Annotated in this window: 25 protein-coding genes and 1 pseudogene; 14 read left to right on the top strand and 12 right to left on the bottom strand. The window is 63.7% G+C overall.

The window, feature by feature from the left end:
• Nucleotides 1-171: 171 nt before the first annotated feature.
• From AC04SH_RS18245 to AC04SH_RS18230, 4 genes are all read left to right on the top strand, one after another.
• Nucleotides 172-2034: an ABC transporter ATP-binding protein gene (locus AC04SH_RS18245; RefSeq protein WP_488576069.1), complete on the top strand. Its 1863-nt coding sequence runs from the start codon at nt 172-174 to the stop codon at nt 2032-2034.
• Entirely contained in the window at nt 2034-3920 is a 1887-nt protein-coding gene (locus tag AC04SH_RS18240) for an ABC transporter ATP-binding protein (protein WP_488576068.1), read from the top strand. Before AC04SH_RS18245 ends, AC04SH_RS18240 begins: the two co-directional genes overlap by 1 nt.
• Nucleotides 3921-4192: 272 nt before the next feature.
• The gene (locus tag AC04SH_RS18235; RefSeq protein ID WP_023667887.1) at nt 4193-4357 is read left to right on the top strand and encodes a DUF3309 family protein; all 165 of its coding nucleotides are present in this window, start codon (nt 4193-4195) and stop codon (nt 4355-4357) included.
• Nucleotides 4358-4451: 94 nt separating this feature from the next.
• The gene (locus tag AC04SH_RS18230) at nt 4452-5666 is read left to right on the top strand and encodes an NAD(P)/FAD-dependent oxidoreductase (protein ID WP_488576067.1); all 1215 of its coding nucleotides are present in this window, start codon (nt 4452-4454) and stop codon (nt 5664-5666) included.
• 87 nt (nt 5667-5753) lie between these two features.
• On the opposite strand, the gene AC04SH_RS18225 is transcribed toward AC04SH_RS18230, so the two are convergent.
• The 3 genes from AC04SH_RS18225 to AC04SH_RS18215 form a co-directional block, all read right to left on the bottom strand.
• Nucleotides 5754-6176 (bottom strand): hypothetical protein, encoded by a 423-nt coding sequence (locus AC04SH_RS18225; RefSeq protein WP_488576066.1) that lies wholly within the window; start codon nt 6174-6176, stop codon nt 5754-5756.
• 269 nt (nt 6177-6445) lie between these two features.
• Entirely contained in the window at nt 6446-7609 is a 1164-nt protein-coding gene (locus tag AC04SH_RS18220) for an MFS transporter (protein ID WP_488576065.1), read from the bottom strand.
• A 75-nt stretch (nt 7610-7684) separates the two neighbouring features.
• Nucleotides 7685-7915: a DUF1127 domain-containing protein gene (locus AC04SH_RS18215; RefSeq protein WP_477238890.1), complete on the bottom strand. Its 231-nt coding sequence runs from the start codon at nt 7913-7915 to the stop codon at nt 7685-7687.
• A gap of 254 nt (nt 7916-8169) precedes the next feature.
• On the opposite strand from AC04SH_RS18215, the gene AC04SH_RS18210 reads away from it, so the two are divergent.
• Complete coding sequence (locus AC04SH_RS18210; RefSeq protein WP_488576064.1) at nt 8170-9687, top strand: winged helix-turn-helix domain-containing tetratricopeptide repeat protein; 1518 nt, start codon at nt 8170-8172, stop codon at nt 9685-9687.
• Here AC04SH_RS18210 and AC04SH_RS18205 read toward each other — a convergent pair.
• The 4 genes and pseudogenes from AC04SH_RS18205 to AC04SH_RS18190 all read right to left on the bottom strand — a co-directional run.
• Nucleotides 9666-10615: pseudogene (locus AC04SH_RS18205) on the bottom strand (AraC family transcriptional regulator); the annotation flags it as partial. The gene AC04SH_RS18210 and the pseudogene AC04SH_RS18205 sit on opposite strands and share 22 nt — an antisense overlap.
• Nucleotides 10616-10698: 83 nt before the next feature.
• Nucleotides 10699-11724 carry an alcohol dehydrogenase catalytic domain-containing protein gene (locus AC04SH_RS18200; protein WP_488576063.1) on the bottom strand — a complete coding sequence of 342 codons (1026 nt, stop codon included), beginning with the start codon at nt 11722-11724 and terminating at the stop codon, nt 10699-10701.
• Between the two features lie 12 nt (nt 11725-11736).
• Complete coding sequence (locus AC04SH_RS18195; RefSeq protein WP_488576062.1) at nt 11737-12438, bottom strand: glycine betaine ABC transporter substrate-binding protein; 702 nt, start codon at nt 12436-12438, stop codon at nt 11737-11739.
• Complete coding sequence (locus AC04SH_RS18190; protein ID WP_488576061.1) at nt 12377-12667, bottom strand: glycine betaine ABC transporter substrate-binding protein; 291 nt, start codon at nt 12665-12667, stop codon at nt 12377-12379. Before AC04SH_RS18190 ends, AC04SH_RS18195 begins: the two co-directional genes overlap by 62 nt.
• A 117-nt stretch (nt 12668-12784) precedes the next feature.
• Between AC04SH_RS18190 and betI the strand changes: the two genes are divergently transcribed.
• Entirely contained in the window at nt 12785-13438 is a 654-nt protein-coding gene (gene betI, locus AC04SH_RS18185; RefSeq protein WP_488576060.1) for a transcriptional regulator BetI, read from the top strand.
• Nucleotides 13439-13492: 54 nt separating this feature from the next.
• On the opposite strand, the gene AC04SH_RS18180 is transcribed toward betI, so the two are convergent.
• The 5 genes from AC04SH_RS18180 to AC04SH_RS18160 form a co-directional block, all read right to left on the bottom strand.
• Nucleotides 13493-14251 carry an SDR family oxidoreductase gene (locus AC04SH_RS18180; RefSeq protein ID WP_477238902.1) on the bottom strand — a complete coding sequence of 253 codons (759 nt, stop codon included), beginning with the start codon at nt 14249-14251 and terminating at the stop codon, nt 13493-13495.
• Nucleotides 14252-14426: 175 nt separating this feature from the next.
• Complete coding sequence (locus AC04SH_RS18175) at nt 14427-15530, bottom strand: alcohol dehydrogenase family protein (RefSeq protein WP_488576059.1); 1104 nt, start codon at nt 15528-15530, stop codon at nt 14427-14429.
• Nucleotides 15531-15538: 8 nt separating this feature from the next.
• A complete protein-coding gene (locus AC04SH_RS18170; RefSeq protein ID WP_477238906.1) occupies nt 15539-16918 on the bottom strand; it encodes an aspartate aminotransferase family protein in 1380 nt (459 codons plus the stop codon).
• Between the two features lie 32 nt (nt 16919-16950).
• Complete coding sequence (locus tag AC04SH_RS18165; protein ID WP_477238908.1) at nt 16951-18444, bottom strand: NAD-dependent succinate-semialdehyde dehydrogenase; 1494 nt, start codon at nt 18442-18444, stop codon at nt 16951-16953.
• Between the two features lie 129 nt (nt 18445-18573).
• On the bottom strand, nt 18574-19062 hold the full coding sequence (locus AC04SH_RS18160; RefSeq protein ID WP_477238910.1) for an Lrp/AsnC family transcriptional regulator: 489 nt from the start codon (nt 19060-19062) through the stop codon (nt 18574-18576).
• A gap of 83 nt (nt 19063-19145) precedes the next feature.
• Between AC04SH_RS18160 and ehuR the strand changes: the two genes are divergently transcribed.
• The 8 genes from ehuR to AC04SH_RS18120 all read left to right on the top strand — a co-directional run bounded on the left by ehuR (nt 19146) and on the right by AC04SH_RS18120 (nt 26811).
• On the top strand, nt 19146-20531 hold the full coding sequence (gene ehuR / locus AC04SH_RS18155; RefSeq protein WP_477238912.1) for a MocR-like ectoine utilization transcription factor EhuR: 1386 nt from the start codon (nt 19146-19148) through the stop codon (nt 20529-20531).
• A gap of 124 nt (nt 20532-20655) precedes the next feature.
• Nucleotides 20656-21441 carry an ectoine/hydroxyectoine ABC transporter ATP-binding protein EhuA gene (gene ehuA, locus AC04SH_RS18150; protein WP_477238914.1) on the top strand — a complete coding sequence of 262 codons (786 nt, stop codon included), beginning with the start codon at nt 20656-20658 and terminating at the stop codon, nt 21439-21441.
• A gap of 63 nt (nt 21442-21504) precedes the next feature.
• Nucleotides 21505-22356, top strand: coding sequence for an ectoine/hydroxyectoine ABC transporter substrate-binding protein EhuB (gene ehuB, locus AC04SH_RS18145; RefSeq protein WP_477238916.1), 852 nt, complete (start codon nt 21505-21507; stop codon nt 22354-22356).
• A 189-nt stretch (nt 22357-22545) separates the two neighbouring features.
• The gene (gene ehuC, locus AC04SH_RS18140) at nt 22546-23205 is read left to right on the top strand and encodes an ectoine/hydroxyectoine ABC transporter permease subunit EhuC (protein ID WP_181061064.1); all 660 of its coding nucleotides are present in this window, start codon (nt 22546-22548) and stop codon (nt 23203-23205) included.
• Nucleotides 23205-23864 carry an ectoine/hydroxyectoine ABC transporter permease subunit EhuD gene (ehuD, locus tag AC04SH_RS18135; protein WP_488576058.1) on the top strand — a complete coding sequence of 220 codons (660 nt, stop codon included), beginning with the start codon at nt 23205-23207 and terminating at the stop codon, nt 23862-23864. Before ehuC ends, ehuD begins: the two co-directional genes overlap by 1 nt.
• An 8-nt stretch (nt 23865-23872) precedes the next feature.
• A complete protein-coding gene (gene eutA, locus AC04SH_RS18130) occupies nt 23873-24649 on the top strand; it encodes an ectoine utilization protein EutA (protein WP_488576057.1) in 777 nt (258 codons plus the stop codon).
• Between the two features lie 183 nt (nt 24650-24832).
• Complete coding sequence (gene eutB, locus AC04SH_RS18125; RefSeq protein ID WP_488576056.1) at nt 24833-25822, top strand: hydroxyectoine utilization dehydratase EutB; 990 nt, start codon at nt 24833-24835, stop codon at nt 25820-25822.
• Entirely contained in the window at nt 25819-26811 is a 993-nt protein-coding gene (locus tag AC04SH_RS18120; RefSeq protein WP_488576055.1) for a cyclodeaminase, read from the top strand. Before eutB ends, AC04SH_RS18120 begins: the two co-directional genes overlap by 4 nt.
• Nucleotides 26812-26854 lie beyond the last annotated feature (43 nt).

Below are 26854 nucleotides of genomic sequence, written 5' to 3'. Positions count from 1 at the left end.
ACCTGCAATCTTAGCGCCAGCTCATATGGTCGTGCGCCACCCTACAGGCACAGCGCGATGCTGTCATTGGCCCTTGAACGGCCAAAATGGAGGCGTACCATCCCAGCATCTGAAACTGAGTCTGCTTTCATTCGTCCGGGCTAATGTCCGGATCGGGCTGGATATTTTTCCTTGAATACGGATGCAACCAGCGGCGCGGCGAAGCGCGGCAAATCGTTTGCCCATGTGGCGGAGGCCTCCTGGGGCAAGGGCCTCAGCACGCTGCTGCGCATCGTACGCATGACGCTGCGCCATCCCTGGCAGGTGGCGATCACCATCGTCTCGACCTTCATCGCCGCAACGCTGCAGCTGTTCATCCCGCGCCTGCTCGGTCGCGCCATCGACCAGGCGCAAGGCGTGATGGCCGCGAGCGGAGGGGCGGCGGCGGAGCAGGCGCTGTGGACGACGGCGCTCACCCTGCTGGTCGTCAGTATCCTGCGCGGCCTCTTCACCATGGCGCAGAACTATTACGGCGAGGCTGTCGGTCACCGCACCGGCTATGAATTGCGCCTGGCCTTCTACGAGAAGATCCAGCGGCTGAGCTTCGCCTTCCATGACAGGGTGCATACCGGCGATCTCATAACGCTCGGCCTGCTCGACCTCGACGGCGTGCGCATGTTCTTTTCTACCGGCATATTGCGCGTGGTGCTGCTCGGCGTGCTGATCGGCGTCGGCTCGTACCTTTTGATCAGCACCGACCTCGAGCTCGGCCTGCTCAGCCTGAGTTTCGTGCCGTTCGTGGCCTGGCGGTCCTCGGTTACCCAGCTCAGGCTGCGCAGCACCTGGCTGACGCTGCAGGAGCGGCTGTCGGTGCTGAGCCGGGTGATGGACGAGAATCTCGGCGGCATCCGCGTCGTCCGCGCCTTCGCCGCGCAGCGGCATGAGTTGGAAAAGTTCGACCGCGCAAAGCGGTCGGCATTGGAGCTTGCCAATGAGCGCGTCGACATTCGCGTCTCCAACACCAGCGCCATGAATTTCTCCTTCCTGGCGGCCATGGGGCTGGTGTTGTGGTTCGGCGGCCAGAAGGTGATCGCCGGCGAGATCAGCGTCGGCACGTTGGCGCAGTTCCTCACCTTCATGACCATCCTGCAGATGCCGGTGCGCCAGCTCGGCCTGATGGTCAACTCGTTCGCCCGCGCCTCGACCTGCGGCACAAGGTTGTTCGAACTGCTCGACGCCGAACTCGACATTCAGGATGCACCCGGCGCCAAGGATCTCGTGGTTAGCGAAGGCGTGCTGCGCTTCGACAATGTTGGCTTCCGCTATGCAGGCGCGGGCGGCCGGCCAGCGCTGTCGGGCATCTCGTTCGAGGCCAGGTCCGGCGAGACCGTCGGCATCGTCGGCCCACCGGGCAGCGGCAAGTCGACCATCGCGCATCTGATCCCGCGCTTCTATGACGTGACGTCGGGCGCGATTACCATTGACGGGCAGGATATCCGCAAGGTTACGCTGCAGTCGCTGCGCAAGGCGGTCGGCGTCGTGCAGCAGGACGCGTTCCTGTTCACCACCTCGATCGAAAACAACATCGCTTACGGCAATCCCTGGGCGCGCGAGACCCGCATCGGGCAGGCCGCCGAATATGCCCAGCTGCACAACTACATTATCGGCCTTCCCGCCGGCTACACCACGGTCGTCGGCGAACGTGGCGCGTCGCTTTCCGGCGGCCAGCGGCAGCGCTTGACCATCGCCCGTACCCTGATGCTGCGGCCTTCGGTTCTGGTCTTCGACGATTCCACCGCGGCCGTCGACGCCGGCACCGAGCAGCGCATCCGCACGGCGATGAAGCGCTTCGCCAAGGACCGCGTGACGCTGATCATCTCGCACCGGCTGAGCTCGCTGATGCATGCCGACCAGATCCTGTTTGTCGAGAACGGCCGCATCGCCGAACGTGGCACGCACCAGGAATTGCTGGCGCTCGGCGGACGCTACCGCGCGCTTTACGACCTGCAGCTGCGGCCGGATGACGACCTGCCTGTGGCCGTGGGAGCCGCATGATGTCGACACAGAATGACGACGAGAAGGAAGACACCAGCGGCCGGCCGACCAAGGCCGTGGTCGGCTCGCACCGCGACGAGGAAGAGGTTTTCGGCAAGGTCTACGATCCGCGCATCGTGCGCCGCATCTGGAGCTTCGTAAAACCGTATCAGGGCCGGATCTTTATCTCGATTGCGGCGGTGCTGGTGTTCACGCTGACGCAGCTGGCGATCCCGCTGGTCATCCGCTACGCCATCGACCACGGCATGGCGGCAGGCAAGGCAGACCGCTCGGTGATGAACTGGGCGATCGGCGCTTTCGCACTGATCATCCTGATCAACTATGCCGCCAGCTATGTGCAGGAAAGCGTCGTCGGCAAGGTGGCCGAGAATGTGCTGTCGGACCTGCGCCGTGCCATGTTCAGCCATCTGCAGCGCGTCTCATTGAGCTTCATGGACAAGACCGAAGTCGGACGGCTGATGTCGCGCCTGCAGGGCGACGTCAATTCGATGCAGGAATTCCTCGAGACCTCTGTCATGTCGGTGGGCGACATCGTGCTTCTGTTCGGCATCGTCAGCGTTCTGTTGTGGCTCGATTTCCGGCTTGGGCTGCTGACGCTGTCGACCATGCCGGCGCTGTTCATCGTGCGCCTGTTCTGGCTGCCGCGCGCCAAGGTCGCCTTCATGGCCGCGCACGAGACCAATTCGATCGCCAACGGCGCGCTCGCCGAAGGCATCCATGGCGTTCGCACCGTGCAGAGCCTGGAGCGCCAGCACGTCAATTTCGACCTCTATGACGAGAAAGTGCTGGCCAATCTGAGGACGCATCTGACCTCGGCAAAGTATGCGCAGGTGATGGTGCCGATCGTCGACACGCTGACCGGCATCGCCATGGCCACCGTCATTGTCGTCGGCGGTTCGATGGTGCTGTCGCACAGCCTCGACATCGGCGTCATGGTGGCGTTCCTGTTCTACATCCAGCGCTTCTTCGACCCGATCCGCTCGCTCACCATGCAGTACTCGGTCATGCAGCGCGCCATGGCTTCGGGCCAGCGCATCTCCGAAGTGCTCGACGTGCCGGTCGACGTCAGCGACAGGCAAGGCGCGGTGGCGCTGACGCGCGACATGGACGGCTCGGTCGAGTTCAGGAACGTCACCTTCGGCTACCGGCAGAACCAGCCGGTGCTCAAAAATGTCTCGTTCCGCGTCAATCCAGGCGAGACCGTGGCCCTGGTCGGGCCGACCGGATCGGGCAAGTCGAGCTGCATGGCGCTGGTGCACCGTTTCTACGATGTCTGGTCGGGCGAGGTGCTGGTCGGCGGTCACGATGTCCGCGACGTGACGCAGGATTCGCTCGGCGACCAGGTGGCGATGGTGCTGCAGGAACCATTCCTGTTTTCGGGAACGGTGCTGGAAAACATCCGCTACCACAAGACCGGCGCCAGCCGCGAAGAGGTGGTTCGCGCCGCACAAGCGGTCGGCGCGCATGAGTTCATCGAGCATCTGTCCGACGGTTACGACACCGAGCTCGAACAGCGCGGCGGCAATCTCTCGCTTGGCCAGCGCCAGCTGATCAGCTTTGCCCGCGCGCTGGTCGCCGACGCCAAGATCCTGGTGCTCGACGAAGCTACGGCCAGCATCGATTCCTACACCGAGATGCTGATCCAGAAGGCGCTGCTCACGCTGCTGGAAGGCCGCACCGGGCTGGTCATCGCCCACCGGCTTGCCACCATCCGCGGCGCCGACCGCATCATCGTCTTGCAGAACGGCGAGATCGTCGAAAGCGGCAATCACGACCAGCTAATGGCGGCGAAAGGCCTCTACGCGCGGCTCTACAACATGAACTACGCCTCGTTCGACGACATTGCCGAGGAAGACATAAGCGCACCGGCCGGCAAGGCGACGTGATTGCCGCCGGCTGAACTCGACTGCCGCCGCACCGCCAGGCGGAGTTGCGAATATTCCTTGTCGTGCCTTCCAGCGCAAACTCGGTGTCACGCCCGCCGCCTACCGGCGCGTTCTATGAGCCGCAGACCGTGCCTTGAAAAGCCGGCAATCCGCTGCCGTTGGCTCCTTAGCCGTCAAACAGAACCGAGACGTGGGAACAGGAAGGCTTGCCGCGAGTTTCTTCCTTCGAAGCCGCGCGGCGTGAATGGCGCGGCAGCGCAAGGAGACGGCATATGGGCCTGGGTACCATTCTTATTATCATCCTGATCATCGCGTTGCTCGGCGGCTTCAGCGGCCTCGGCGGCGGACCGTTTTACGGCACCGGCTACTATGGCGGCGGCGGCCTCGGGCTGGTGCTGATCATCGTCATCATTCTGGTTGTTCTCGGACGCATATAGCGTCGCCAGCGGCCACCGAAGCTCGGAGCTACGGCGGCCGCTCTTCGCTTGAAGACCTTTGGTTGGCAGACTTTGCCGGCGTCTGGAGACATTGGTGGCCCGCAAACTCGACCTGCGCAGCGGCCGGCCGGTCTGGTTTGCCTATCGGGCGCCATCGGTGCCGACGGAAAGACTGACCCGCGACGTCAAGACCGACGTGTTGATCGTCGGCATGGGGATCAGCGGCGCCATGGTCGCCGAAACGCTGACCGCCTCCGGTCATTCTGTCATCTGCATCGACCGTCGTGGTCCGCTGCTGGGGTCGACCTCGGCAACCACCGCCCTGGTGCAGTTCGAACTCGATCAGCCGCTGACGAAACTTTCGGCAATGGTCGGCAAGGCCGATGCCGGACAGGCATGGCGGCGCTCGCGCCTTGCGGTGTCCAACCTTAGCGGTCGGATCGCCGAACTCGGCATCGACTGTCGCCTGACACCATCGTCCTCGCTCTATCTGGCCGGCGATGTGCTCGACCCCTCCACACTGCGCGACGAGGCAGAGGCGCGCCGGCAGGTCGGCATCGGCGCAAGCTACCTCACCCGCAAGGCGCTCACCGACAGCTTCGGCATCGACCGTGCCGGCGCCATTCTTAGTCACGGCAATCTCGCGCTCGACCCGCGCAAACTGACTGCCGGCCTGCTGCTGAAAACCCTGCAGCGCAAGGCGCGTTTCTATGCGCCGGTGCAGGCGACAGCGATCGAGGACAGAAGCGATCAGGTCGTCGTCGCCACCAGTCTCGGGCCGACGATCACCGCGGGGCATCTGGTGCTGGCCACCGGTTACGAGCTAACCGACATCATCCCGAAGACCGCGCACAGCGTCGTGTCGACCTGGGCGATCGCCACGGCGCCGCAACCGAAAAACATATGGCCGGGCGCGGCGCTGATCTGGGAGGCGTCGGAGCCATACCTATACCTGCGCGCGACGGAAGATGGCCGCGTCATCTGCGGCGGCGAGGACGAGGACTTCACCGACGAGGGACGCCGCGATGAGTTGATCGCCGACAAGGCGCAGCGTCTGACGAAGAAGCTGCATCGTTTGCTGCCGCGGCTCGACGCGCGGCCCGAATTCGCCTGGACCGGCTCGTTCGGAACGACCAGCACCGGCATGCCATATATCGGCGCCCTGCCCCGGCATCCGCGCATCTATGCCGTGATGGGTTATGGCGGCAACGGCATCACCTTCTCGCAGATCGCTTCGGAGATCGTCGCCTCGGCGATCGGCGGTGTAGAAGATGCGGACGCGAAGCTGTTTTCATTCAGCCGATCCTGATCGGACGCTTTCGCCCACGCCGCGGTTCAGGCAATGAGTTCTACAGCACCGCGGATGAAGCTTCCGTCTTCAACCGGCCAGTGCATTTCAGGGTGTGCAACTGCTGACGCTTTTGAACGTCATTTCATTTCTGCAATCATATTCTGGAGGCCAGTCGTTGGTAATTCTGGTGCAGTATTGGGCGATTATGGCTTCCGCGCTATACCGGCCAATGAAAATATCAGGCTTTATGGAATTGTCGGTTTGCAGCCCGGAGAAAAAGCTGATTTCCGATCCGCTTTTGCAGGCATAACCGATCATCAGATCGTCTTTCATCCGACCGGCAATCTGAGCGCAGCCTGCCGGTCCAGGAAGTGCATCTGAAATTTGAGTAATCTCCAGGCAGGTTCCGTGTTGCGGTTCACGCCACTTCGAGTTCAAGGCGGGAAGATCATCTGCCAATGACGCCGTTGTCGCCACGCCTAGAAATGCTATCTCGACAATGACAGCAGTCAGGAAAGCTTTCTTCATCGATATCTCTCCCTGTTACATCCAGGTGAGCATAGCATATTTGCAAGGTCTGGTGTGTGATCGGCTTTACTGACGGAGATCTACGCGATCGCAGGCTCTACAGAGCGAGCGGTCCGGGTGATGGGCAGAAGCCCTTTCATCGCGAAGGCGCATCGGACGTTTCGAGAAACACAGGACAGCCGTCAGGCGAGCGCGGCCTTTCTCGCTCTCGTCGAAGGGCAGCGTCGACCTGACAGCCGCAATGGCAGTACGCCCTACGCTGAGCTCGCTCAAACCCGCCGCCGCCTCTGGGCCATCAGAAACACCACCAGCACACAGCACAGCAGGCCGAGCGACGATGGCAGCCCCTGGTGTCCGGTCAGCTGCATTGTCAGACCTGCCACGGGCGAGCCGACGATGCCGCCTATGCCCCATACGATTCCGAAGGCGGCATTGCCGGCGATCAAGGCCTGGCCGGTGAAACGCTCGCCGAGCTGGATCAGAGACAGCGTGTAGATGCCGAACGAGACCCCGCCCCAGACGAAGAAAAGCGGCCAGATCAGCCAGGTAGCGAAGAGCAACGGCAACAGCAGGCAACCGGCCAGGCACGCCAGGACGCAGAACAGCATCATCCGCGTCGAGCCGAACCGTTCGGCCGCGCGCCCGAGCACGATCTGCAGCACAGCATTGCCGGCGATGAAACAGGTGATGAGCGACGCGATGCGCTGCTCAGTGCTGCCCAGCGCGGCGCCATAGACCGCGAACAGCGAAAGCAGGACCTGCTCGAAGGCGGCAGCGGTGAAAACCGCGAACAGAAGCAGCGGCGCCAGGGCGAAGAAGCCGCCGACCGATACCGCCTCGCCCTCACGCGGCATGTCGGGCAGGCGCGGCGCGACCGCAAGCACGATCAGGCCGCAGACCAGGAAGGCCGCGCTGCCGATGAGGAAGGGCGGCCACCCTTGCGTGCCCACAAGGCCGAGCGACAGCGGGCCGAGGCCGAAGCCGGCCGAAACAATGGAGGAATAAAGGCCCATGATGCGGCCCCGGCGTGCGGCGGGCGTGATCGAGACCAGCCAGGTTTCGCTGATCATGTAGAGCGGGTTGGCAAAGAAGCCGAGCAGGAAGCGCAGCGGCATCCAGGCCCAGACGTCCTGCGTCCACGCAATCGCGATCAAGGCGGTCGCTGCCAGGATCGAACACAGAACCGCAAAGCGCGCCGCACCCACGCGCCGCACCAGCGCAGGCGTGAAGAGCGACGAGACGATGAAACCCAGGGGCGTCATCGCCGCCGAGAAGCCGATCAGGCCCGGTGTCGTCCCCTGCCGTTCCAGGATGAAGCTGAGCAGCGGATAGGTTAGCCCCTGCGCCACCGCGAACACCGTGACGGTGGCGATGATGCCGGCCATCGCGGCCCATGGGAGCTCGCGCGGTGACGTCGTGTCTTCGGCGCTCATGCAGCCTTCGAAGCAGGATCGGCAAGTTCCGGCAAGTGCAAATCGCGGCAAACCGGTGTTACTCGCGGCATTCGCCTACGCTTGCCAGAAGCGCTTGACGATCTCTGCCTCGACCTGGCGTCTGGTCAGGCCGATATCGTCGATCAGATGCGGATTGGCCTCAGCCTTCTGCTTCAGGTCCCAGCGAAAGCGTATCCGCTCACGCCAGGCCGCAATCATGCTGCGCGGGCCCGTCAGGCACCGGCGCGATGACGCCGCGGGTTTTTCCAGCCAGGCGGTCGGGGCAGAAGCAAGGATATCGTTCATGGCAACCTCCATTCGGCTTGAGGGGCAAGAGAGCCCTCGGTTTGGAAGAGGCTGAATTCTGCAGCATGCGGACGGCGCCGTAATTAAGCCTTCCCAAATAGTTCTCAAAACTTCCAAACCGGTTAGATCACTTCGCCGTTTCACGAAAACGGCGAAGTGATCTAACTCTTTGTTTTGACGCAATTCCTCAGGGAAGCGCTACGCGCTCCCCCCGGGGAAAACCGCCTCACACTTTTCCTGGAATTGCTCTATAGATGCGCGTTATGCAAGGAGCGCGCTTTGCCTTTGGTCCGTTCGTGCTTGATCCGGGTGCGGGAACGCTCCTTCGGGACGATGTCCCCGTCGCCGCCGGTCATCGCGGACTGCAACTGCTGGCGGCGCTCGTCGCACGGCCCGGCGAGATCCTGGCCAAGGCCGAGTTGATGGACGCGGCATGGCCAGGCACGGCCGTCGAGGAAGGCAACCTCACGGTCCAGATCGCGCAATTGCGCAAGCTGCTGGGTCCGGCCGCGAATGGCGGGGAATGGATATCGACGGTTCCGCGTGTCGGCTATCGCTTCACCGGCACCATCGAACAGCTCAGTGACGCGAAGCGACAGGCTTTGCCGCTGCCCGGCAAGCCATCGATAGCCGTGCTGCCCTTCGCCAATTTCAGCAACGACCCCGAGCAGGAAGCCTTCGCCGACGGGTTGACCGAAGACCTGATCACCGACCTGTCCCGGATCGGTGGCCTGTTCGTCATCGCGCGCAACTCGACCTTTGCCTACAAGGGCAAGGCGGTGGATGTGCGCGCAATCGCCGGAGATCTCGGCGTGCGCTATCTCCTGGAGGGCAGCGCCAGACGTGCCTCCGGGCGCGTGCGCATCAACGCCCAGCTGGTCGACGCGTTGAGCGGCGAGCATCTGTGGGCGGACCGCTTCGATCGCGGCCTGGAAGATATCTTTGCCGTCCAGGACGAGGTGACGGCCAAGATCGTCGAGGCCCTGCTTGGGCGGCTGCGTGCGCCGCTGCCGCGCAACCGGCCGGGAAATCTCGAGGCCTATGATCTGTGTGTGCGGGCCCGCAAGCTGATCGACGTCTCGCCGGAGACGGCGCGCGAAGCGCATCTGATGCTGACGCGCGCGGTTGGGCTCGATCCGGACTATGCCGAGGCCTATCGCTGGCTTGCGATGAACCACTGGATGGGATGGGTGCATTGGGGCGATCCTATCGAACCTGCCCGCGGCCTTGCCCTGGACCTGGCGCGCAAGGCCGTGGCCATCGATCCCAATGATGCCGGCTGTCACTGGGTGCTTGCCAACCTGCTTGCCTATGAGCGCAGATTCGATGAGGCGGACGCGGAATTTGTCAAGGCGTTCGAGCTCGACCCGAACGACGCCGACGCCTGGGCGACATTGTCCGACATCACGACCCTGGCCGGTCAGGTGGAGGAGGGCCTCGAGCAGATCCGCAAAGCGTTCCGGCTGAACCCGTATCCGGCAAGCTGGTACTATCTGACGCTCGGCCAGGCGCAATATGCGGCGCGCGACTACGAGGCCGCCGTCGAGACGCTGCGCCGGGACGAGACCTATCGCACAAGCTCGCGCCGCTTCCTGGCGGCGAGCCTAGCCCAGCTCGGCCGGCTCGACGAGGCGCGCGCCGAGGTCGCAATGTTCCTCGTCGCCAACCCGCATTTCACAACCCGCCACTGGGTCGAGACCGAGCCATTCCGCGACACTGCCACGCTCGAACATTTCGTCGATGGCTTCCGCAAGGCCGGGCTTCCGGAGTGACAGACCGGCGGTGACCTGCCGCCTACTATGCCGCCGCCTTTGCGTAGCGGCCGGGCGGCTGGCCGACATGGCGGCTGAAGGCGGTGCTGAAGGTGCTCGCCGAACCGTAGCCGACACGCTCTGCAACTTCGGCGATGTCGATTTCCTGTCGACGCAGCATGTCTTTGGCAAGCGCCATGCGCCAGGCCAGCAGATATTCCATCGGCGGCACGCCGACGCTGCGGCTGAAGCGGTCGAAGAATGCCGACCGGGAGAGCGCTGCTTCCTTTGCCAGTTCCGCCATCGTCCAGGGGCGAGCCGGATCGGCATGCATCTGCCGGATGGCTTCGGCCAGCCGTACGTCCCCCAGGCCACGCAGCAGTCCGGCCGGTGCATCCGGCGTTTGCGTCAGCCGCAAGGATTCGACCAGCAGGATCTCGATCAGCCGGGTCAACACCAGCTCGCGCCCCGACTGGCGTCGGGCCGCTTCCTCGATCAACAGCTTCACCAGGATCGACAGGCGTTCGACGCCGCGGACATGGACCTGATCCGGCAGCAGCGAAACCAGCAGTCCGGAATCCTCGCTGTCGAAGATGAAGTAACCGCCAAGGATACGTACGCTCGGCGGGCCGTCCTGGGCGCCATGGCGAACTTCACCCTCAGCCGAGAGAGCCGCGACATGCGGATCGATGATCTCGGGGATGACGGGCTCAAAACCCGTCATGGTGAAGCCCGGTGTCTTCGGCAGCAGGATGAAATCGCCGGCCTCCAGCGTGAGCGGCTGTTGCCCATCGACGGCCAATCGGCATGCACCCTCGATCACGATGGCGAAGCTCGGGTGGCCAAAATCGCCATAACGGACGCCCCAACGGCCGGCGCCGCTGATGCCCTTTGTGAACACGGCCCGAGGCCGGAGCAGTTCAATGATTTCGGACAGCGGATCGACCATGGAATGGACTGTTCCGAACAAATGGCAAGCCGTCAATTGTCTATAGTCTCGCTGCAAAGCAGCCAGCGCCGTTTTTCGTGGGGTCACCCTTGGTTGTCAGAACCAAAGACGATCGCCTGCCGCCCCTCGGTATTTCCCGCCTTCAGCCGAACCAAAGCGCTGGTTGCCTCGGCCAGCTTGAAGCGCTGGACCTGGGCCTCGAACGGTTGCGCCTTATGCAGCTGGATCAGCTCGCGCATCTGCGCGCGCGTGCCGACGCTGGTCCCGGTTATCCAGACACCGCTTGCGGTCAGCCACTCCTGGCTGAGGGGCACCGGCTGCGAGACCATGGCCGCCGCGATGATCCTGCCGCGCGGGCGGATTGCCGCGACCATGGCATCCCAGCTTGCCGGCGTCGGCGCAAAATTGATGCAGACATGCGCACGCAAGGCGACCGGCCAGTTGTTGGCCAGTTCGGGTGAGGCAAGCAGCGTGTGCTCGGCACCAAGGGAAGCAGCAAGGCGAAGCTTGGCTTCATCCGTATCGATGGCGACGACTGTTGCGCCAAGCCGTCGGGCGATCTGGACGGCATAAAGGCCGAGGCCGCCACAGCCAAAGACGGCGCAGATTTCTCCGGCTTTGACGCCTGCCCTTTGCACCGCGCCAAAGGCGGTCAAGCCCGCGCACATCAACGGCGCCAGCACCGCCGCATCGCCCTCATCTGGCAGTCGCGCGGCAAAACGCGCATCGGCAACGACATATTCGGCAAAGGTGCCTGCAACATTGAAGCCGTGCGCGCGCTGGTGCTGGCAGAAAGACTCCATTTCGGCGTGGCATTCGTCGCAGTCGCCGCAAGTGTCGTGCAGCCAGGCGACGCCGGCACGCTCGCCAAGGCGCCAGTCCGTGACACCGGCGCCGAGTTGAACCACCCTGCCCACGCCCTCATGGCCGAGAATTGTCGTCAGCTGCCCTGACGCCGGCCGCACGTGGCCTTGCCAGACATGTACATCGGTATGGCATATGCCGCTCGCTTCCAGGCGAACCAGTATCTCTCCTGGACCGGGTTCCGGCCGCTGCATAGTCATGATGCGCAGCGGCTCACCTGTCTTCTCCAGCACAGCTGCGAGCATGCTCTGGCTCATCTAGAGGCCCAGCGCGCTTTTCACGACCGGCAGGCCTGGCTGACCGTCAAAAGCCGAGACGCCGTCCAACCACTTCGCGAGCTTGTCGGGGTTGCGCTTGATCATCTCACGGGCAGCTTCGTCGGCGGATTTCCCCTCCCCCAGGATCATCCGCATGCCGTAATTTTCGTAGGTGAGATCGAAGGCCAGATTGGCAAACAGCTTGGCGGCGTTGGGGCATTCCGTCGAAAAGCCCTTGCGGGCGATGGTGCGGACGGTGGCGCCGCCGAAATTCGGCCCGAACTCGATGTCTCCGCCCGACAAATAGGTAATCTTGTAGTCGAGGTTCATCGGATGCGGCTCCCAGCCGAGGAACACGACCCATCCCTTGTCGGCCACCGAGTTGGCGACCTGCGTCAGCATTGCCGCCTCGCTAGACTCGATAATTTGCCACTCGCCGAGCCCATGGCGGTTGGCCGCCACCATGTCGAGCAGCGGCTTGTTCGAGCCCGCCTCGATGCCATAGATCTTGCTGCCGAACTTGTCGGCGCGGGCGGCGAGATCATCGAAGCTCTTGACGCCCTGGTCGGCAACATATTGCGGTACGGCGAGCGTGTATTTGGCGCCCTCGAGATTCACGCCAAGCACTTCGACCGATCCCTCATCGAAATAGGATTTGTATTCCTCGTCCTGGACCGGCCGCCAAATTGCCGAGGAACACATCCATGTCGTTCTCCTTCAGCGCCGAATAAGCGACGCCAAGGCCGAGCAAGGTCTGCGAGGCGTCGTAACCCAGGGCATCGAGGATCACCTCGGCGGTGGTGTTGGTAAGCGCAATGTCGGTCCAGCCAAGATCCGCCATACGGACCTTCTGGCACTGCGCCGCATCGGCGGCCATGGCGGGCGATGCGATCAACCCGGAAAGCAAGGCAAAGATGACTGTCGTGCGCATTCTTGGTTCCCCATTTTCTTGATGAGACGACTGCCAGCCAACGCTATTGCGTCCGTGCTGTATGTCAATATAGAATCTTGTATGAGCGTACAAAAATCTTATTTGCTAGAAAGGGAAATGGCGACTCACGGCAAGCGAACCAGAATCGAGGACATAAGGCGCGTCGAACTGATCGCGGCCGCGCATCGCGTATTCCTCGAGCATGGGCTGCAAGGCATGACCTCGGCCCGCATATGCCGCGAGGCCGGCATGTCGCCGGGCATTCTCGCCTATTATTTCAAGGGCAAGGACGAAGTCCTGTTCGGCATGGTGCGCTACAACAATCGCCTGCTGATGGAAGACGTCATCGCGCGGCTGAGTAAGGCCCAGACCAACTGGGCGCGGCTGGAAGCGATCGTCGAGGGGAACTTCCCCGCGCAAGCTTTCACCCGTCCCATCGCCAGCGCCTGGATATCCGTCTGCGCCGAAGCCGGCGTGAACGAGCAATATGCAAGGCTCCAACGCGTGTTCCACCGGCGGCTGCGCTCCAATCTGGCTTCGGTGTTTGGCGGGATGTTCGATGCGGCGCGCCTGCACGAGGCGAGCCTGATCATCGCGGCCCTGCTCGACGGGCTCTGGCTGCGCAAGGCGGTCGCCGACGACATCGGGCGCGACGAGGCCATCACCCTGGTGTTCACCGGAATTCGCTCCTTGGTGAGCGACAAGGAAGAGAAGCTCCTGCGTTCAGGCCGAGAGCCCAAGCGAGCGGCGGCTCGACGACGGCGGCAATGAGCCTCTGGCGCACCTGGCGACAACGTCGCCGGCGCGGCAGACATCACGGGGGAACTAGGCAGCCACCGCACGCCGCGCCTGGCTCAATGCCACCGCGTCAGGTCCTGCCGGAAAGCTGATCGTGGCTGACTCATCGTGCGCGGCCTTCCAGACGATCTCGGCGACGTCCTCAGGCACGGTGTGTGCCGTCGGGCGGGTCATCTCTGCAAAGATCTCGCCGGCATAGCCGGCATAGGCTTCGGGGATGAAGCGCTCGATGTAGGACGCAGCATCGCGCGAGAAAGCCGTCGTCGGCCCGTAGCCCGGCTGGACCATCTTCACGCGGATGCCGAAATGATTGAGCTCGTTGGCAAGCGAGGCGGTGAAGCCGTCAATCGCCGTCTTGCTGGCGGTGTAGATGGCGACCAGCGGCATTGGCGCCAGCACGGCGCTGGAGGTGACATTTATGAGCGTGCCCGAACGACGAGAGCGGAACTGCGGGATCACGGCCTGGGTCATGGCCATGACACCGAATGTGTTGGTCTCAAAGATCTGGCGCGCCGTGTCGATCGACGTCGCCTCGAAGGCGCCGAACATACCGATGCCGGCATTGTTGACCAGCACATCGATCGGGCCGGCAGTTTCGACCGCGGCCTTGATGCTGTCGACATTGGTGACGTCGAGCGGCACGATATGGATGCGGTCGGATTTGGGCAGGACATCCTCACGCGGTGTGCGCATGGCGGCGATGACGTTCCAGCCTTTGGCGTGAAAAAGCCTGGCGGTTTCCAGGCCGTAGCCCGACGAGGTTCCAGTGATGAAAGCGGTCTTCATGGCAATCTCCTTCGTTGTGGATGAAGCCAAGATAACCGTGAATTTCGGACTATATACAATCAAAAGTCCTAAACTAGTTTGCATAAGTCCAAATCACGCGGTCGGACGGGCGAGAGCGATGAGGTCCGACAGCTTGTGATGATTTTCTTACCCGCACGAAGCGCGTCCTGCCAGGTCAGTGACCATCGATCCACATGGCGTCCGGCACGACCACCAGCTTGCCGACAAAATCCTTGGCGATGAAGTCGGCCTGCGCCTTGTGGAAATCGGACAGTCTGTAGACACCGCCAACCAGCGGCCGGATTTTCTTCGCCTCGATGTAGCGGACGATGCGGCGGAAATCGGCGCGCGTGCCCTGGCTCGAGCCGTGCAGCTGCAACTGCTTCAGATACATGGTCCGGAGATCGAGCTGCACCACCGGTCCGGCGATGGCGCCGGCGGTGGTGTAGCGGCCTTCGGGCCTCAGGATGCGAAGCAAGTCGTTGAAGATCGCGCCACCGACGAGATCGGCGACCACGTCGATCGGCTGGCCGCCGGTCGCCTCATTCACTGCGGCAGGCAAGTCGGCGACGCCGCGGATGATGACGGCCTCGGCGCCTATGTCGCGCACCGCCTGTTCCTTGCCCTTGCCGACAACGGCGTAGGGAATGGCGCCGCGCGCTCGCGCCAGCTGCACGATGCCGGAACCGACACCGCCCGAAGCGCCGGTGACCAGCACGCGCTCGCCGGCCTTGAGTGCGGCGCGCTCCAGCATCTGCTCGCCGGTGAGGTAGGCGCAGCAAAAGGTGGCGAGCTCGACGTCGCTCATCTCGGTGTCGACGACATGGGCATTCTCAGCCGGCACCGTCTGGTATTCGGCGTACCCGCCGTCGCGACCGTGGCCCATATAGTCGATGTCGGCGAGTGAATCGTCGTCTCTGTTGTAGATGGAGAAATCGACCATCACCCGTTCGCCGATACGGTCCGGCGAGACGCCTTCGCCCACGGCAGCAATAGTGCCGACCGTATCGGTGCCCTGGATGCGCGGGAACACAAGCGTGTTGCCTTGCCGCCGCCAGGTCGACACGGCGGCAGCATCTTCCTCCGTGCCATAGGCGCCCTGGCGCACCCAGACATCGGTGTTGTTCATGCCGCAAGCGCTAACCTTGACCAACACTTCACCCGGGCCGGGCGCGGGCACTTTCACATCGGTACGGTAGACGAGTTTTTCCGGCCCGCCATGCCCGGTGAGCAGCACGGCGGCCATGGTGGCGGGAAGGGTCTTGGTCATGACATTCATGGTCGAACTCAGAGATTGGCAAACACGCTGTTGACCGCATCGGCGGCCTTCGAGACGACGATGTCGGCTTCTTCGCGCGTCAGGCAGAGCGGCGGCGCGAAACCGAGAATGTCGCCCTGCGGCATGGCGCGGCCGATAACGCCACTGGCGGCAAGTGCCGTCGCCACCTGTGGGCCGATCTTCTGCGAAGCGTCGAAGAACACCCGGTCGTCCTTGTCTGCGACGAACTCGACCGCCGCCAGCATGCCGTCGCCGCGCACATCGCCGACATTCTTGTGGCCGCCGACCGCCTTGGCCAGTTCGGCGCGGAAATAGGCGCCGGTCTCGCGGGCGTTTGTCACAAGGTCCATCTCGTCGATCAGTTCGAGATTGGCGACGCCTGCGGCAACGCAGATCGGATGCGCAGCATAGGTCCAGCCATGGCCGAGCGACCCCAGCTTGTCGGAACCCTGCACCAGCACCTGCCACATCTTGTCGGCCACGATGACGCCCGACAGCGGCGCATAGGCCGAGGTCAGGCCCTTGGCGATGGTGATCAGGTCCGGCTTGATGCCGTAGTGGTCGGAGCCGAACATGGTGCCGAGACGACCGAAGCCCGTCACCACCTCGTCGGCGACCAGCAGCACGTCATACTTCTTCAGCACCGTCTGGATCTTTTCCCAATATCCGGCAGGCGGCGGGACGATGCCGCCGGTGCCCAGGATCGGCTCGCCGATGAAGGCGGCGACGGTTTCGGGGCCTTCGGCCAGGATCATTTCCTGGAGCTTGTCGGCGCAGTGCTGCGAGAACTGCTCCTCGCTCATCGAACGGTCGGCGCGGCGGAAATAGTAGGGCGCCTCGGTGTGCAGCACCGGCGCGCGCGGCAGGTCAAAGGCGTTGTGGAAAAGGTCGAGCCCGGTCAGCGATCCCGTCATCACGCCCGAGCCGTGATAGCCGCGCCAGCGCGAGATGATCTTCTTTTTCTCCGGCCGCCCCAGCACATTGTTGTAGTACCAGATCAGCTTGATGTTGGTTTCGTTGGCGTCCGAACCCGAGAGGCCGAAATAGACGCGGCTCATGCCCTTCGGTGCGCGGTCGATGATCATCTTGGCCAGTGTGATCGAGGCCTCGGTGCCGTGACCTACATAGGCGTGGTAGTAGGCGAGGTTCTTCGCCTGGGTGGCAATGGCATCGGCGATCTTCTGGCGGCCGTAGCCGACATTGACGCAATAGAGGCCGGCAAAGGCATCGATGCTCTTCTTGCCATTGTTGTCCCAGACGGTGACGCCTTCGCCGCCGGCCATGATGCGCGTCGGCGATTCACCGCGCGCATGCGTGCCCATATGGGTCGAGGGATGGAAGAAATAGTCGCGATCCCAGGCGTTGAGTTCGTTGGACTGGTCGAGCATTTTTTGACTCCTTAAGGGATGGCCGGGCTGACTTATGCGACGTCCAGGCAGAGATATTTCAGATCGGTGAAAGCCTCCAGCCCGTGGCGTGAGCCCTCACGGCCGATGCCGGATTGCTTGACGCCGCCAAAGGGTATCGGCGCGCCGGTGATCTTCACCCGGTTGATAGCGACCATGCCGTAGTCGAGCGCGCGACCCATGCGCTGCTGACGGGCGCCGTTCTCGGTCACGACATAGGCGACGAGACCGTATTCGGTGGCGTTGGCACGTGCGATCACCTCGTCCTCGCTGTCGAAAGGCGTGACGGCTGCGACGGGCCCAAAAGTCTCCTCGCGCATGATCAGCGCCTCGTCAGTGACATCGGCCAGCAGCGTCGGCTGGTAGAACAGCGGCCCGGCCTGATGTCGCTTGCCGCCGGCGAGGCACCGCGCGCCGCGAGCGATGGCATCGGCAACCTGTTCCTCGACCTTGATGACGGCGCGCTCATGCATCAGCGGCCCGATGTCGATGCCGCCGGCAAGCCCATTGCCGGTCCGCAGTGCCTCGATGCGCCTGGCGAAGGTGGCGCAGAAGTGATCGTAGATCGGGCGCTGGACGTAGATGCGGTTGGCGGCAAGGCAGTCCTGGCCCGATGTGGCGAACTTGGCGTCGATGGCAATGCTCACGGCCTTGTCGAGATCGGCGTCGGCAAAGACAATCAGCGGCGCGTGGCCGCCAAGCTCCATCACCAGCCGCTTCATCGTCGGCGCACTTTGCCCGGCGATCAGCCTGCCGATCTCCGTCGAGCCGGTGAAGCTCATGGCGCGAACGCGCGCGTCCTCGCACATCCTGCCGACAATCGTCGCGGCCTTGCCGGTGAGGATGTTGAAGACACCGGCGGGCAGGCCGGCGCGCTCGCCAAGTTCAGCCAGCGCCAGCGCCGACAGCGGTGTCTCCGAGGACGGATGCGCGACGATGGTGCAGCCGGCGGCAAGGGCTGCGGCTGCCTTGCGGGTCAGCATGGCGGACGGGAAATTCCAAGGCGTGACGATGCCGACAACGCCAAGCGGCTCGCGCCGCACCAGCATTTCCGCATTCGGCAGATGGCTGGTGACGCTCTCGGCATTGAGGCGCTTTGCTTCCTCGGCATACCACTCAACGAAGGAGGCGGCATAGTCGATCTCGCCGCGCGATTCCTGCAACGGCTTGCCCTGTTCTAAAGTCATCAGAAGAGCGAGATCGTCTTTCGCGGCGATGATCAGCTCGAACCATTTTCGCAGAATTTTCGAGCGCTCCTGCGGCAACAGGGAGCGCCAGGCTGGAAGGGCGCGCGCGGCGGCATCGATTGCTTTTGTCGTTTGCCGCGCATCGAGCGCCGCGACGAAAGCGACAGTCGCACCGGTGGCCGGATCGGTGACTTCGAAACTTTCCGCCGCCTCGCTTGCCGTCCAATGCCCGTCGACATAGGCGAGTTCGCGCAGCAGCCGGCGGTCGGTGAGCCGGTCGAGCGCTTCATGGCGATGCGAGCGGGCGAAATGCGCGGACATGGTCGAGGCCTCCCGGTTCGGACTGATGCGGGAAGCCTATCCGTCATGAGCAGACAGAGAGGCTGTTTGCGTGCCTGGCCGCAGAGAGAGTCTCTCTATTCTGCCGCCGTGGCAGACAATCTCTCCGGCCTACGATGCCGGCAGCAGGTCGGCGACGGGGAGAACGATTTCCTCCTTCACCGTCTTGGTGACGATGTAGGTGAAGTAGCGATCGATGCCGATCTCGCGCTCGAGCAAGCCGTCGACCAGCCGCTGATAGGCGTCGATGTCGCGCGCCATCACCTTCACCACATAGTCGACGCCGCCGCCCACCGACCAGCAGGCGACGATCTCGGGGATGTCGCGGATGACGCGTTCGAAGCGGTCGAAATCGGCCTGGCGGTGGCTGGCCAGCGTCACCTCCATCAGCACGGTGGCGACCGGCGCCACGACGCGCATGGCGATCCTGGCGTGATAGCCCGAGACGATCCCGGCCTTTTCCAGCTTGCGCAGCCGCATCCAGCACGGCGTCGGCGACAGGCCTACCTGCTCGGCCAGCGCCAGCTTGGTGATGCGCCCGTCGCGCTGGATGGCGTCGAGGATTTTCAGGTCGATCGCGTCGAGTTTGGCTGATGTCATCGGCGTCCGCTTTTTTGTCGGCATCACCATGAGGGCGCATTATTTCGATTGTCAATTGCACTGATTTCGATCTCTAATAAGTCATGACATTGTGGCAACCCGATCCCGCGCTCCTTCGCCGGCCGGCCTATCAATCGCTGGCCGACCAGTTCGCGCGCGCCATCCATGACGGGCGGCTGGCCAATGGCGCGCGGCTGCCGACACACCGCCGGCTGGCCGACGATCTCAAATTGTCGGTGCAGACGGTCAGCCGCGCCTATGAGGAACTGATCCGGCGCGGCCTGATTTCGGGCGAGATCGGCCGCGGCAGCTTTGTCCAGACGCAGCGCCGCGAGCCGGAGCCGCCCTATCTGCCGGAGCGCCTCGGCGAGGTCATCGATCTCTCGATCCTGAAGCCGGTCTGCGAGCCGATGCATCTGGAGCGGCTGAAGCAGGCGCTGGGCTGGCTGGCCGAAAACCTGCCGTCGAGTTCGGCGCTGTCGTTCCGGCCCAATATGGTGTTCCCGCGCCATCGCGCGGTGGCTGTGGACTGGCTGAAGCTGTGCGGGCTGGATGTCTCCGCACAGAATATCAGCCTGACCAACGGCGCCACCGCGGGGATGACGGTGGCGTTGATGAGTGTGGCGCCGCCGGGCTCGACCGTCGCCACCGAAGCCATCGGCCACCACACGCTGGTACCACTGGCGCGTTACCTCGGTTTCAACCTCGAAGGCCTGCCGATCGACGGCAACGGCCTGATCCCGGAAGCGCTCGACGAGGCGTGCCGTCTCACCGACATTCGCGCGGTCTTCGTGCAGCCTTCGGTGATCAACCCGACGGCCACGCTGATGGATGCGCGTCGGCGCGAGGAAATCGCCGCGGTCGCGCGCAAGCACGACGTCGCCATCATCGAGAACGATGTGCTGGGTCCGCTGGTCGAGGATCGGCCGCCGCCGGTTGCCGCGTTCGCGCCGGAGCGCACACTTTACGTGACGTCCTTCACCAAGATCACCGTGCCTGGCCTGCGGATCGGCTATCTCGCCGCGCCCGACCGTTACGTCGCGGCTGTGGCCAACCGGCATCTGGTGTCCAACTGGATGGCGACGCCGCTGGTGGCCGAGATTGCCACCAAATGGGTGGCCGACGGCACGGCGATGGAGCTCGTGCGCTGGCAGCGCGCGGCATTGCGGCGACGCCAGGACATCGCGGCCGAAGTGCTGGCCGGGGTCGACTACCGCGCCCGGCGCGACGGGCTGCATATCTGGTTGCAATTACCGGCCAACCGCGCCGAGGAGAGCTTCGTCGCCCAGGCCCGCCTGCAAGGCGTGGCAATCGCGCCCGGCACCTCCTTCCGTATCTCCGACGCGCCCTGGCATCCGGCGGTGCGCATCTCGCTGGGCTCGACCACCGAGGGGGAACTGCGCGCCGGCCTCGGCGTTGTCACCAAGCTGCTGCTCGGCGATCCGGAGCATCTGCTGCTCGCAATCTGAGCGGAAATTGCCCTGAAATTGTGCGACGCCGGAAATATTGTCATGATATTATTTTCTCAATTGACATGATTTGGCGCCTTCCCCATCGTTAAGGGCACAGGCTTCTCCAGCAGGGGAAATTCATTTGTCCACACCCATCATCAAGGTCGACGCCATTTCGAAGAGCTTCGGCTCGTTCAAGGTGCTCGACGGCCTGTCGATGCAGGTCATGCCCGGCGAGAAGCTGGCGCTGATCGGCCCGTCCGGCTCGGGCAAGACGACGATCCTGCGCATCCTGATGACGCTGGAAAAGATCGACGGCGGCCATATCCAGATCGATGGCGAGCAGCTCTACCACATGGAGCGCAACGGCCAGCTGCTCCCCGCCGACGAGCGGCACCTGACGAAGATGCGCCAGAAGATCGGCATGGTCTTCCAGCTGTTCAATCTGTTTCCGCACAAATGCGTCATGGACAATGTCACCTTAGCGCCGATGCTGACCAAGGGCACGCCGCGCGCCGCTGCCGAAAAGCGGGCGATGGAGCTGCTCGACATGGTCGGCATGTCCGACAAGGCGAAGTCGATGCCGGCGCAATTGTCCGGCGGCCAGAAGCAGCGCGTGGCGATTGCGCGGGCATTGGCGCTGTCGCCGAAGATCATGCTTTTCGACGAGGTGACCTCGGCGCTCGACCCGGAGCTGGTCGAAGAGGTGCTCAATGTCATGCGCAAGCTCGCCGCCGAGACCGACATGACCATGCTGCTCGTCACTCACGAGATGGGCTTTGCCCACGACTTCGCCGACCGCGTGCTGTTTTTCGACCGCGGCAGGATCGTCGAGGAAGGCAAGCCCGACGAGATTTTCCGCCATCCCAAGCAGGAGCGCACGCAAGGCTTCCTGAAGAAGATCATCGCGGCCGGACATCGTGTCTGACCGCTTTGCGGGGCGGAAGACCGCCCAGACAAAACCAAGAAGACAAACAAGGAGTTGGGAACAATGAAGAAACTTGGCATTCTGGCCGGCGTCGCCGGTCTCGCACTGACGGCGGTTCTGGCCGCTTCAAGCGCCGGTTCGGCCGATGACGATAAGCTCGAGCAGCTGAAGGCGCAGGGCTTTGCCCGAGTCGCGATCGCCAACGAGCCGCCCTATACGGCGGTCGCCGCCGACGGCAAGGTTTCGGGTGCGGCGCCGGACGTGGCCCGCGAGATCTTCAAGCGTCTCGGCGTTGGCGACATCGTCGCGTCGATCTCGGAGTATGGCGCCATGATCCCCGGCCTGCAGGCAGGCCGCTTCGACGTCGTCACCGCCGGCCTGTTCATGAAGCCGGAGCGCTGCGCGGCGGTCGTCTATTCCGAACCGGTGCTGTGCGACGCCGAGGCGATGCTGGTGAAGAAGGGCAATCCGAAGGGCTTCAAGAGCTACGAGGATGTCGCCAAGGACACGTCAGCCACGATCGGCGCGCCGGGCGGCGGCACCGAGGAGAAGCTGGCGCTCAACGCCGGCGTGCCGCGCGAGCGCGTTATCGTCGTGCCGGACGGCCAGAGCGGCCTGAAGATGCTGCAGGACGGACGTATCGACGCCTATTCGCTTCCCGTTCTGTCGATCAACGACCTCGTCAAGAAGGCCAACGATCCGAACCTCGAAGTCATCGCTCCGGTGCAGGGCGCGCCCGTCTATTGCGACGGCGCCGCCTTCAAGAAGGGCGATGAGGCATTGCGCGATGCCTTCGATGTCGAACTGGCCAAGCTGAAGAAATCCGGCGACTTCGCCAAGATCATCGAGCCCTACGGCTTCTCGGCGGCAGCAGCGATGTCAACGACGCGCGACAAGCTCTGCGCAGCGAAATAGCGGCTTCTCCCTTCTCCCCGTTCACGGGGAGAAGGTGTCACGAAGTGACGGATGAGGGGCGGCGCGTCTTTCATAGGTTCGTGCTGCCCGTCCTACGCAGCAGCTGCGCTGCAGCTACGGAGGGTAAACCCGGCATCTTCTCCCCGTTGAACGGGGAGAAGGGAGCTAACCGCCAACGTTGGAACCCGAATGACCCAGTGGTCCGGCTATCTCGGCCTGATATTGCAGGGAGCGCTTGTCACCATCGAGCTGACGCTGATGGGGTCGGTGCTTGCGCTGATCATGGCCTTCCTTGCCGGCATGGGGCGCGTGTCGCGCTTCTTTGCGCTGCGCTGGCTGGCAACCGTCTATATTGAATTCTTCCGCGGCACCTCGATCTTCGTGCAGCTGTTCTTTGCCTATTTCGTGTTGCCGTTGATCGGCCTGGAACTGACCCCGCTGCAGGCCGGCGTGCTGGCGCTGGGCCTCAATGTCGGCGCCTATGCGGCCGAAGTGGTGCGCGGTGCCATCCAGTCGGTCGGCCGTGAGCAATATGAAGCCTGCATCGCGCTCAATCTCGGCCGCTGGCAAGGCATGCGCCACGTTATCCTGCCGCAGGCGCTGCTGATCATGCTGCCGACCTTCGGCAACAACGCCATCGAGCTGCTCAAGGCCACGTCCGTGGTGTCGCTGATCTCGCTCGCCGATCTCACTTTTCAGGCGCAGGTCGTGCGCTCGCAGACCGGCAACACGCTGGTGCCGTTCACCACCATCCTGATCATCTATTTCGCGCTGGCGCTAATCATCTCCTGGGGCGTGCGTTCTCTGGAACGCCGCATGGCGCGTGGCCTCGATGGGGTGCGCGTCTGATGGAGTGGGATTGGAACTTCGTCTGGGAGATCATGCCGACGCTGATCCAGGGCGTGAAGATCACCATTCTGGCGGCGCTGCTCGGCTCCGTGCTGGCCGCAATCGTCGGCTTAGGCATCGCGCTGGCGCGGCGCTCGCCAAACAAGGTGCTGTCGCGCACCGTCGGCTGGGCGGCCGAATTCATTCGCGGCACGCCGCTTCTGGTGCAGCTCTATTTCATCTTCTACGTGCTGCCCGATTTCGGCATCCTGCTGCCGCCGCTGGTCGCCGGCGTCATCGGGCTTGGCCTGCACTACGGCACCTACACGGCCGAGGTCTATCGCGCCGGCATCGACAACGTGCCGCGCGGCCAGTGGGAAGCGGCCAAGGCTTGCAATCTCAGCGCCACGCAGACCTGGACCAACATCATCATCCCGCAGGCCATCCCGCCGATGATCCCCGCGCTGGCCAATTATTTCATCGCCATGTTCAAGGAAACGCCGCTGCTGTCGGCGATCACCGTGCTGGAGCTGATGAACCAGGCCAAGAGCGTCGCCAACACCTACTATCGCTACATCGAGCCGATCACGCTGGTCGGCGCTTTCTTCCTCGTCATCAGCCTCTTTTCGGTCGTGTTGCTGCGCTGGCTGGAACATCGCTACGGCAAGATCGAAAGGTAATTCTCAAGATGAAACCGCTGCCCGAAATCAGGCTGATGCCGACAAGTCCGGCGCTCGATGCGCGCCCGCTGGAAAAGCGCGTCGGCCTGATCATCCTTGCCACCGACCACACCAGCGAGCCGGATTTCCGCCGCATGGTGGCGAGCGAGCGGGTCGGCGTCTATGTCGCGCGCATTCCCTACAAGAACCCGACCACGCCGGAAAACCTTCGCAAGATGCAGCCGGAGCTGGCGGCAGGCGCGGCGCTCATCCTGCCCGACGAGTGCCTCGACGCCATCTGCTATTCCTGCACCTCGGCCTCGGTGGTGATCGGCGACGCCGAGATCGAGGCGGCGATCCAGTCTGCCAAATCAGGCGTGCCCGTCGTCACGCCGCCGATGGCCGGCGTGCGCGGGCTGAAGGCGCTGGGCGCGAAGAAGATCAGCATCCTCACCCCTTACACCGTCGAAACCTCCAGGCCGATGGCTGCCTATTTTGCGGCACGTGGCTTCGAGATCCTCAGCTTCACCTGCCTCGGCTTCGAGGATGACCGCGAGATGGCGCGCATTGCGCCGGCAGCGATTGTCGATCTGGCACTGAAGGCTATGCACGCCGAGGCCGAGGCGCTTTTCGTGTCCTGCACCGCGCTGCGCGGGGCGCTCGCGGTTCCCGGCATGGAAGAGGCGATCGGCCGCCCGGTGGTGACCAGCAATCAAGCCAGCGCCTGGAACTGCCTGCGGCTTTGCGGCGACGGGACACCGCGCCCTGAGTTTGGCCGCCTGATGATGCTGCCGCTGGGACAGTAAGATTATGTCCCGCATTCACGAGCGACCCCTTCTGGCCTGCCGGCCATCTCCCCCTCAGGGGGGGAGATTAGCTGCTGCCACGCCTTCGCCAATCATCGACCTTGCAGGAAGAGCGGCAGCATCGAAGCTGCTTATCTCCCCCCTTGAGGGGGAGATGGCCGGCAGGCCAGAGGGGGTCGCCCCATGACGCGCGCCGTCACCCTAACGGACATCCATGCCGCCCGTGAGCGTATCGCCAACAAGGTTGTGCGTACCCCAACCGTATTGTCCCATAGCCTGTCGGAACGCTTCGGCGTCCCCGTTCACCTCAAACTCGAACATCGCCAGACCACCGGAAGCTTCAAACTGCGCGGCGCCTCGAACGCCGTCGCTTCGCTGAGCGCTGAAGAGAAGGCACGCGGTGTGGTCGCGGCGTCGACCGGCAATCATGGCCGCGCGCTGGCCCATGCAGCAAAACTCGAAGGCATGCGCGCGGTGATCTGCATGTCGCGGCTGGTGCCGGGAAACAAGCTCGACGAAATCCGCCGGCTTGGCGCGGATGTCCGCATCGTCGGCAACAGCCAGGACGAGGCGCAGCAAGAGGTCGAGCGGCTGGTGGCGCAAGAAGGGTTGGTGATGCTGCCGCCCTTCGATCATGCCGACATTATCGCCGGACAAGGCACGCTCGGGCTGGAGATGATCGAGCAGGTTCCGGACGCCGCTCTCGTTCTGGTGCAGCTCTCCGGCGGTGGGCTCGCCTCGGGCATCGCCGCAGCCGTGAAGGGCGTCAGCCCGCGGACAAAAGTCATCGGCGTTTCGATGGCGCGTGGCGCGGCGATGAAGGCCAGCCTCGATGCCGGCCGCCCGGTAGAGGTCGAGGAGTTGCCGACGCTGGCGGATTCGCTCGGCGGCGGCATCGGCCTCGACAACCGGCTGACCTTCGCCATGTGCCGCGACCTGCTCGACGATGTCATCCTGCTCAGTGAGGACGAGATCGCCGCCGGCATCCGCCATGCCTACGAACAGGAACGCGAGATCGTCGAAGGCGCCGGCGCGGTCGGCATCGGCGCTCTGCTGGCCGGCAAGGTCAGAGTGAACGGGCCGGTGGTGGTTCTGCTTTCCGGTCGCAACATCGATATGAACACGCATCGCAAGATCATCTGCGGTGACGCCATCGCGGGGCGCGCGGCATGAGCCGGATGACGATCCTCACCGAGAAAGAACTGCGCACAATCGTGACGCTCGATCTCGATGCTGTTGCCTGCGTCGAAAACGCTTTCCGTGCGCTTGCCACGCTGCCTGTCGCGATGCCGCCGATCCTGCGGCTGGATATTCACGAGCATCGCGGCGAGGTCGATGTGAAGTCGGCCTATGTGCCTGGCATAGATGGCTTCGCCGTCAAGATAAGTTCCGGGTTCTTCGATAATCCGAAACTCGGTCTGCCCAGCGGGGGCGGCATGATGGTGCTGCTATCGGCAAGAACCGGTGTGGTCGAGGCGCTGCTGCTCGACAATGGCTATCTCACCGATGTCCGCACGGCCGCCGCGGGAGCTGTCGCAGCCAAGCATTTGTCGCGGCCGGATTCGTCTGTTGCCGCGATCTTCGGCGCCGGCGTGCAGGCCGGACTGCAGCTCGAAGCGCTCATGCTGGTGCGGCCAATAGCCGAGGCGCGCATCTGGGCGCGCGATGCCGTCAAGGCGGAGGCGACGGCAAGCGCGCTGCGCGAAAAACTTGGCATCCTCGTGCGCGCCGAACCGGACGCGGCAAAGGCTGTTGGCGGCGCCGACATCATCGTCACCACCACGCCGTCGACCGAGCCGCTGATCAAGGCCGGCTTTGTCGTTGCCGGCCAGCATATCACCGCCATGGGCTCGGACGCCGAGCACAAGAACGAGATCGCGCCGGCGATCCTGCGCATGGCCGATCTCTATGTCGCCGACAGCGCGAAGCAAACGCGGCGTCTCGGCGAACTCCATCACGCCATCGCGTCGGGCGTGATGAGTGCCGACGCCGAGGTCACCGAACTCGGCCAGATCATCGCCGGCGAACGTCATGGAAGGGGCTCAGCCAGCGACATCACCATCGCCGACCTCACCGGCACCGGCGTGCAGGACACCGCGATCGCCACGCTCGCTCGCGACCGGGCGCGAGCGGCCAATGCCGGAACCATCTTTGAAAGCTGATGCTGGCCAAAGCGTGATCCGGAAAAGTGGGAACCGGTTTTCC

The sequence above is a fragment of the Mesorhizobium sp. CNPSo 4688 genome, from assembly GCF_057784295.1.
The sequence above is the reverse complement of the archived record's forward strand: the minus strand, read 5'-3'. Positions and strand labels throughout refer to the sequence as shown.

Bases quoted from the DNA above. Each gene is read 5' to 3' on its own strand.
- ehuD (WP_488576058.1), top strand. From the start codon at position 23,205: ATGGAGTGGGATTGGAACTTCGTCTGGGAGATCATGCCGACGCTGATC.
- AC04SH_RS18190 (WP_488576061.1), bottom strand. From the start codon at position 12,667: ATGCGCACGACAGTCATCTTTGCCTTGCTTTCCGGGTTGATCGCATCG.
- AC04SH_RS18170 (WP_477238906.1), bottom strand. From the start codon at position 16,918: ATGCTCGACCAGTCCAACGAACTCAACGCCTGGGATCGCGACTATTTC.
- AC04SH_RS18180 (WP_477238902.1), bottom strand. From the start codon at position 14,251: ATGAAGACCGCTTTCATCACTGGAACCTCGTCGGGCTACGGCCTGGAA.
- AC04SH_RS18200 (WP_488576063.1), bottom strand. From the start codon at position 11,724: ATGCTCGCAGCTGTGCTGGAGAAGACAGGTGAGCCGCTGCGCATCATG.
- AC04SH_RS18220 (WP_488576065.1), bottom strand. From the start codon at position 7,609: ATGAGCGCCGAAGACACGACGTCACCGCGCGAGCTCCCATGGGCCGCG.
- eutA (WP_488576057.1), top strand. From the start codon at position 23,873: ATGAAACCGCTGCCCGAAATCAGGCTGATGCCGACAAGTCCGGCGCTC.
- AC04SH_RS18195 (WP_488576062.1), bottom strand. From the start codon at position 12,438: ATGTGTTCCTCGGCAATTTGGCGGCCGGTCCAGGACGAGGAATACAAA.
- eutB (WP_488576056.1), top strand. From the start codon at position 24,833: ATGACGCGCGCCGTCACCCTAACGGACATCCATGCCGCCCGTGAGCGT.
- AC04SH_RS18225 (WP_488576066.1), bottom strand. From the start codon at position 6,176: ATGAAGAAAGCTTTCCTGACTGCTGTCATTGTCGAGATAGCATTTCTA.
- ehuC (WP_181061064.1), top strand. From the start codon at position 22,546: ATGACCCAGTGGTCCGGCTATCTCGGCCTGATATTGCAGGGAGCGCTT.
- AC04SH_RS18175 (WP_488576059.1), bottom strand. From the start codon at position 15,530: ATGAATGTCATGACCAAGACCCTTCCCGCCACCATGGCCGCCGTGCTG.
- ehuB (WP_477238916.1), top strand. From the start codon at position 21,505: ATGAAGAAACTTGGCATTCTGGCCGGCGTCGCCGGTCTCGCACTGACG.
- AC04SH_RS18235 (WP_023667887.1), top strand. From the start codon at position 4,193: ATGGGCCTGGGTACCATTCTTATTATCATCCTGATCATCGCGTTGCTC.
- ehuR (WP_477238912.1), top strand. From the start codon at position 19,146: ATGACATTGTGGCAACCCGATCCCGCGCTCCTTCGCCGGCCGGCCTAT.
- AC04SH_RS18160 (WP_477238910.1), bottom strand. From the start codon at position 19,062: ATGACATCAGCCAAACTCGACGCGATCGACCTGAAAATCCTCGACGCC.
- AC04SH_RS18210 (WP_488576064.1), top strand. From the start codon at position 8,170: ATGCGCGTTATGCAAGGAGCGCGCTTTGCCTTTGGTCCGTTCGTGCTT.
- AC04SH_RS18120 (WP_488576055.1), top strand. From the start codon at position 25,819: ATGAGCCGGATGACGATCCTCACCGAGAAAGAACTGCGCACAATCGTG.
- AC04SH_RS18240 (WP_488576068.1), top strand. From the start codon at position 2,034: ATGTCGACACAGAATGACGACGAGAAGGAAGACACCAGCGGCCGGCCG.
- AC04SH_RS18165 (WP_477238908.1), bottom strand. From the start codon at position 18,444: ATGTCCGCGCATTTCGCCCGCTCGCATCGCCATGAAGCGCTCGACCGG.
- betI (WP_488576060.1), top strand. From the start codon at position 12,785: ATGGCGACTCACGGCAAGCGAACCAGAATCGAGGACATAAGGCGCGTC.
- AC04SH_RS18215 (WP_477238890.1), bottom strand. From the start codon at position 7,915: ATGAACGATATCCTTGCTTCTGCCCCGACCGCCTGGCTGGAAAAACCC.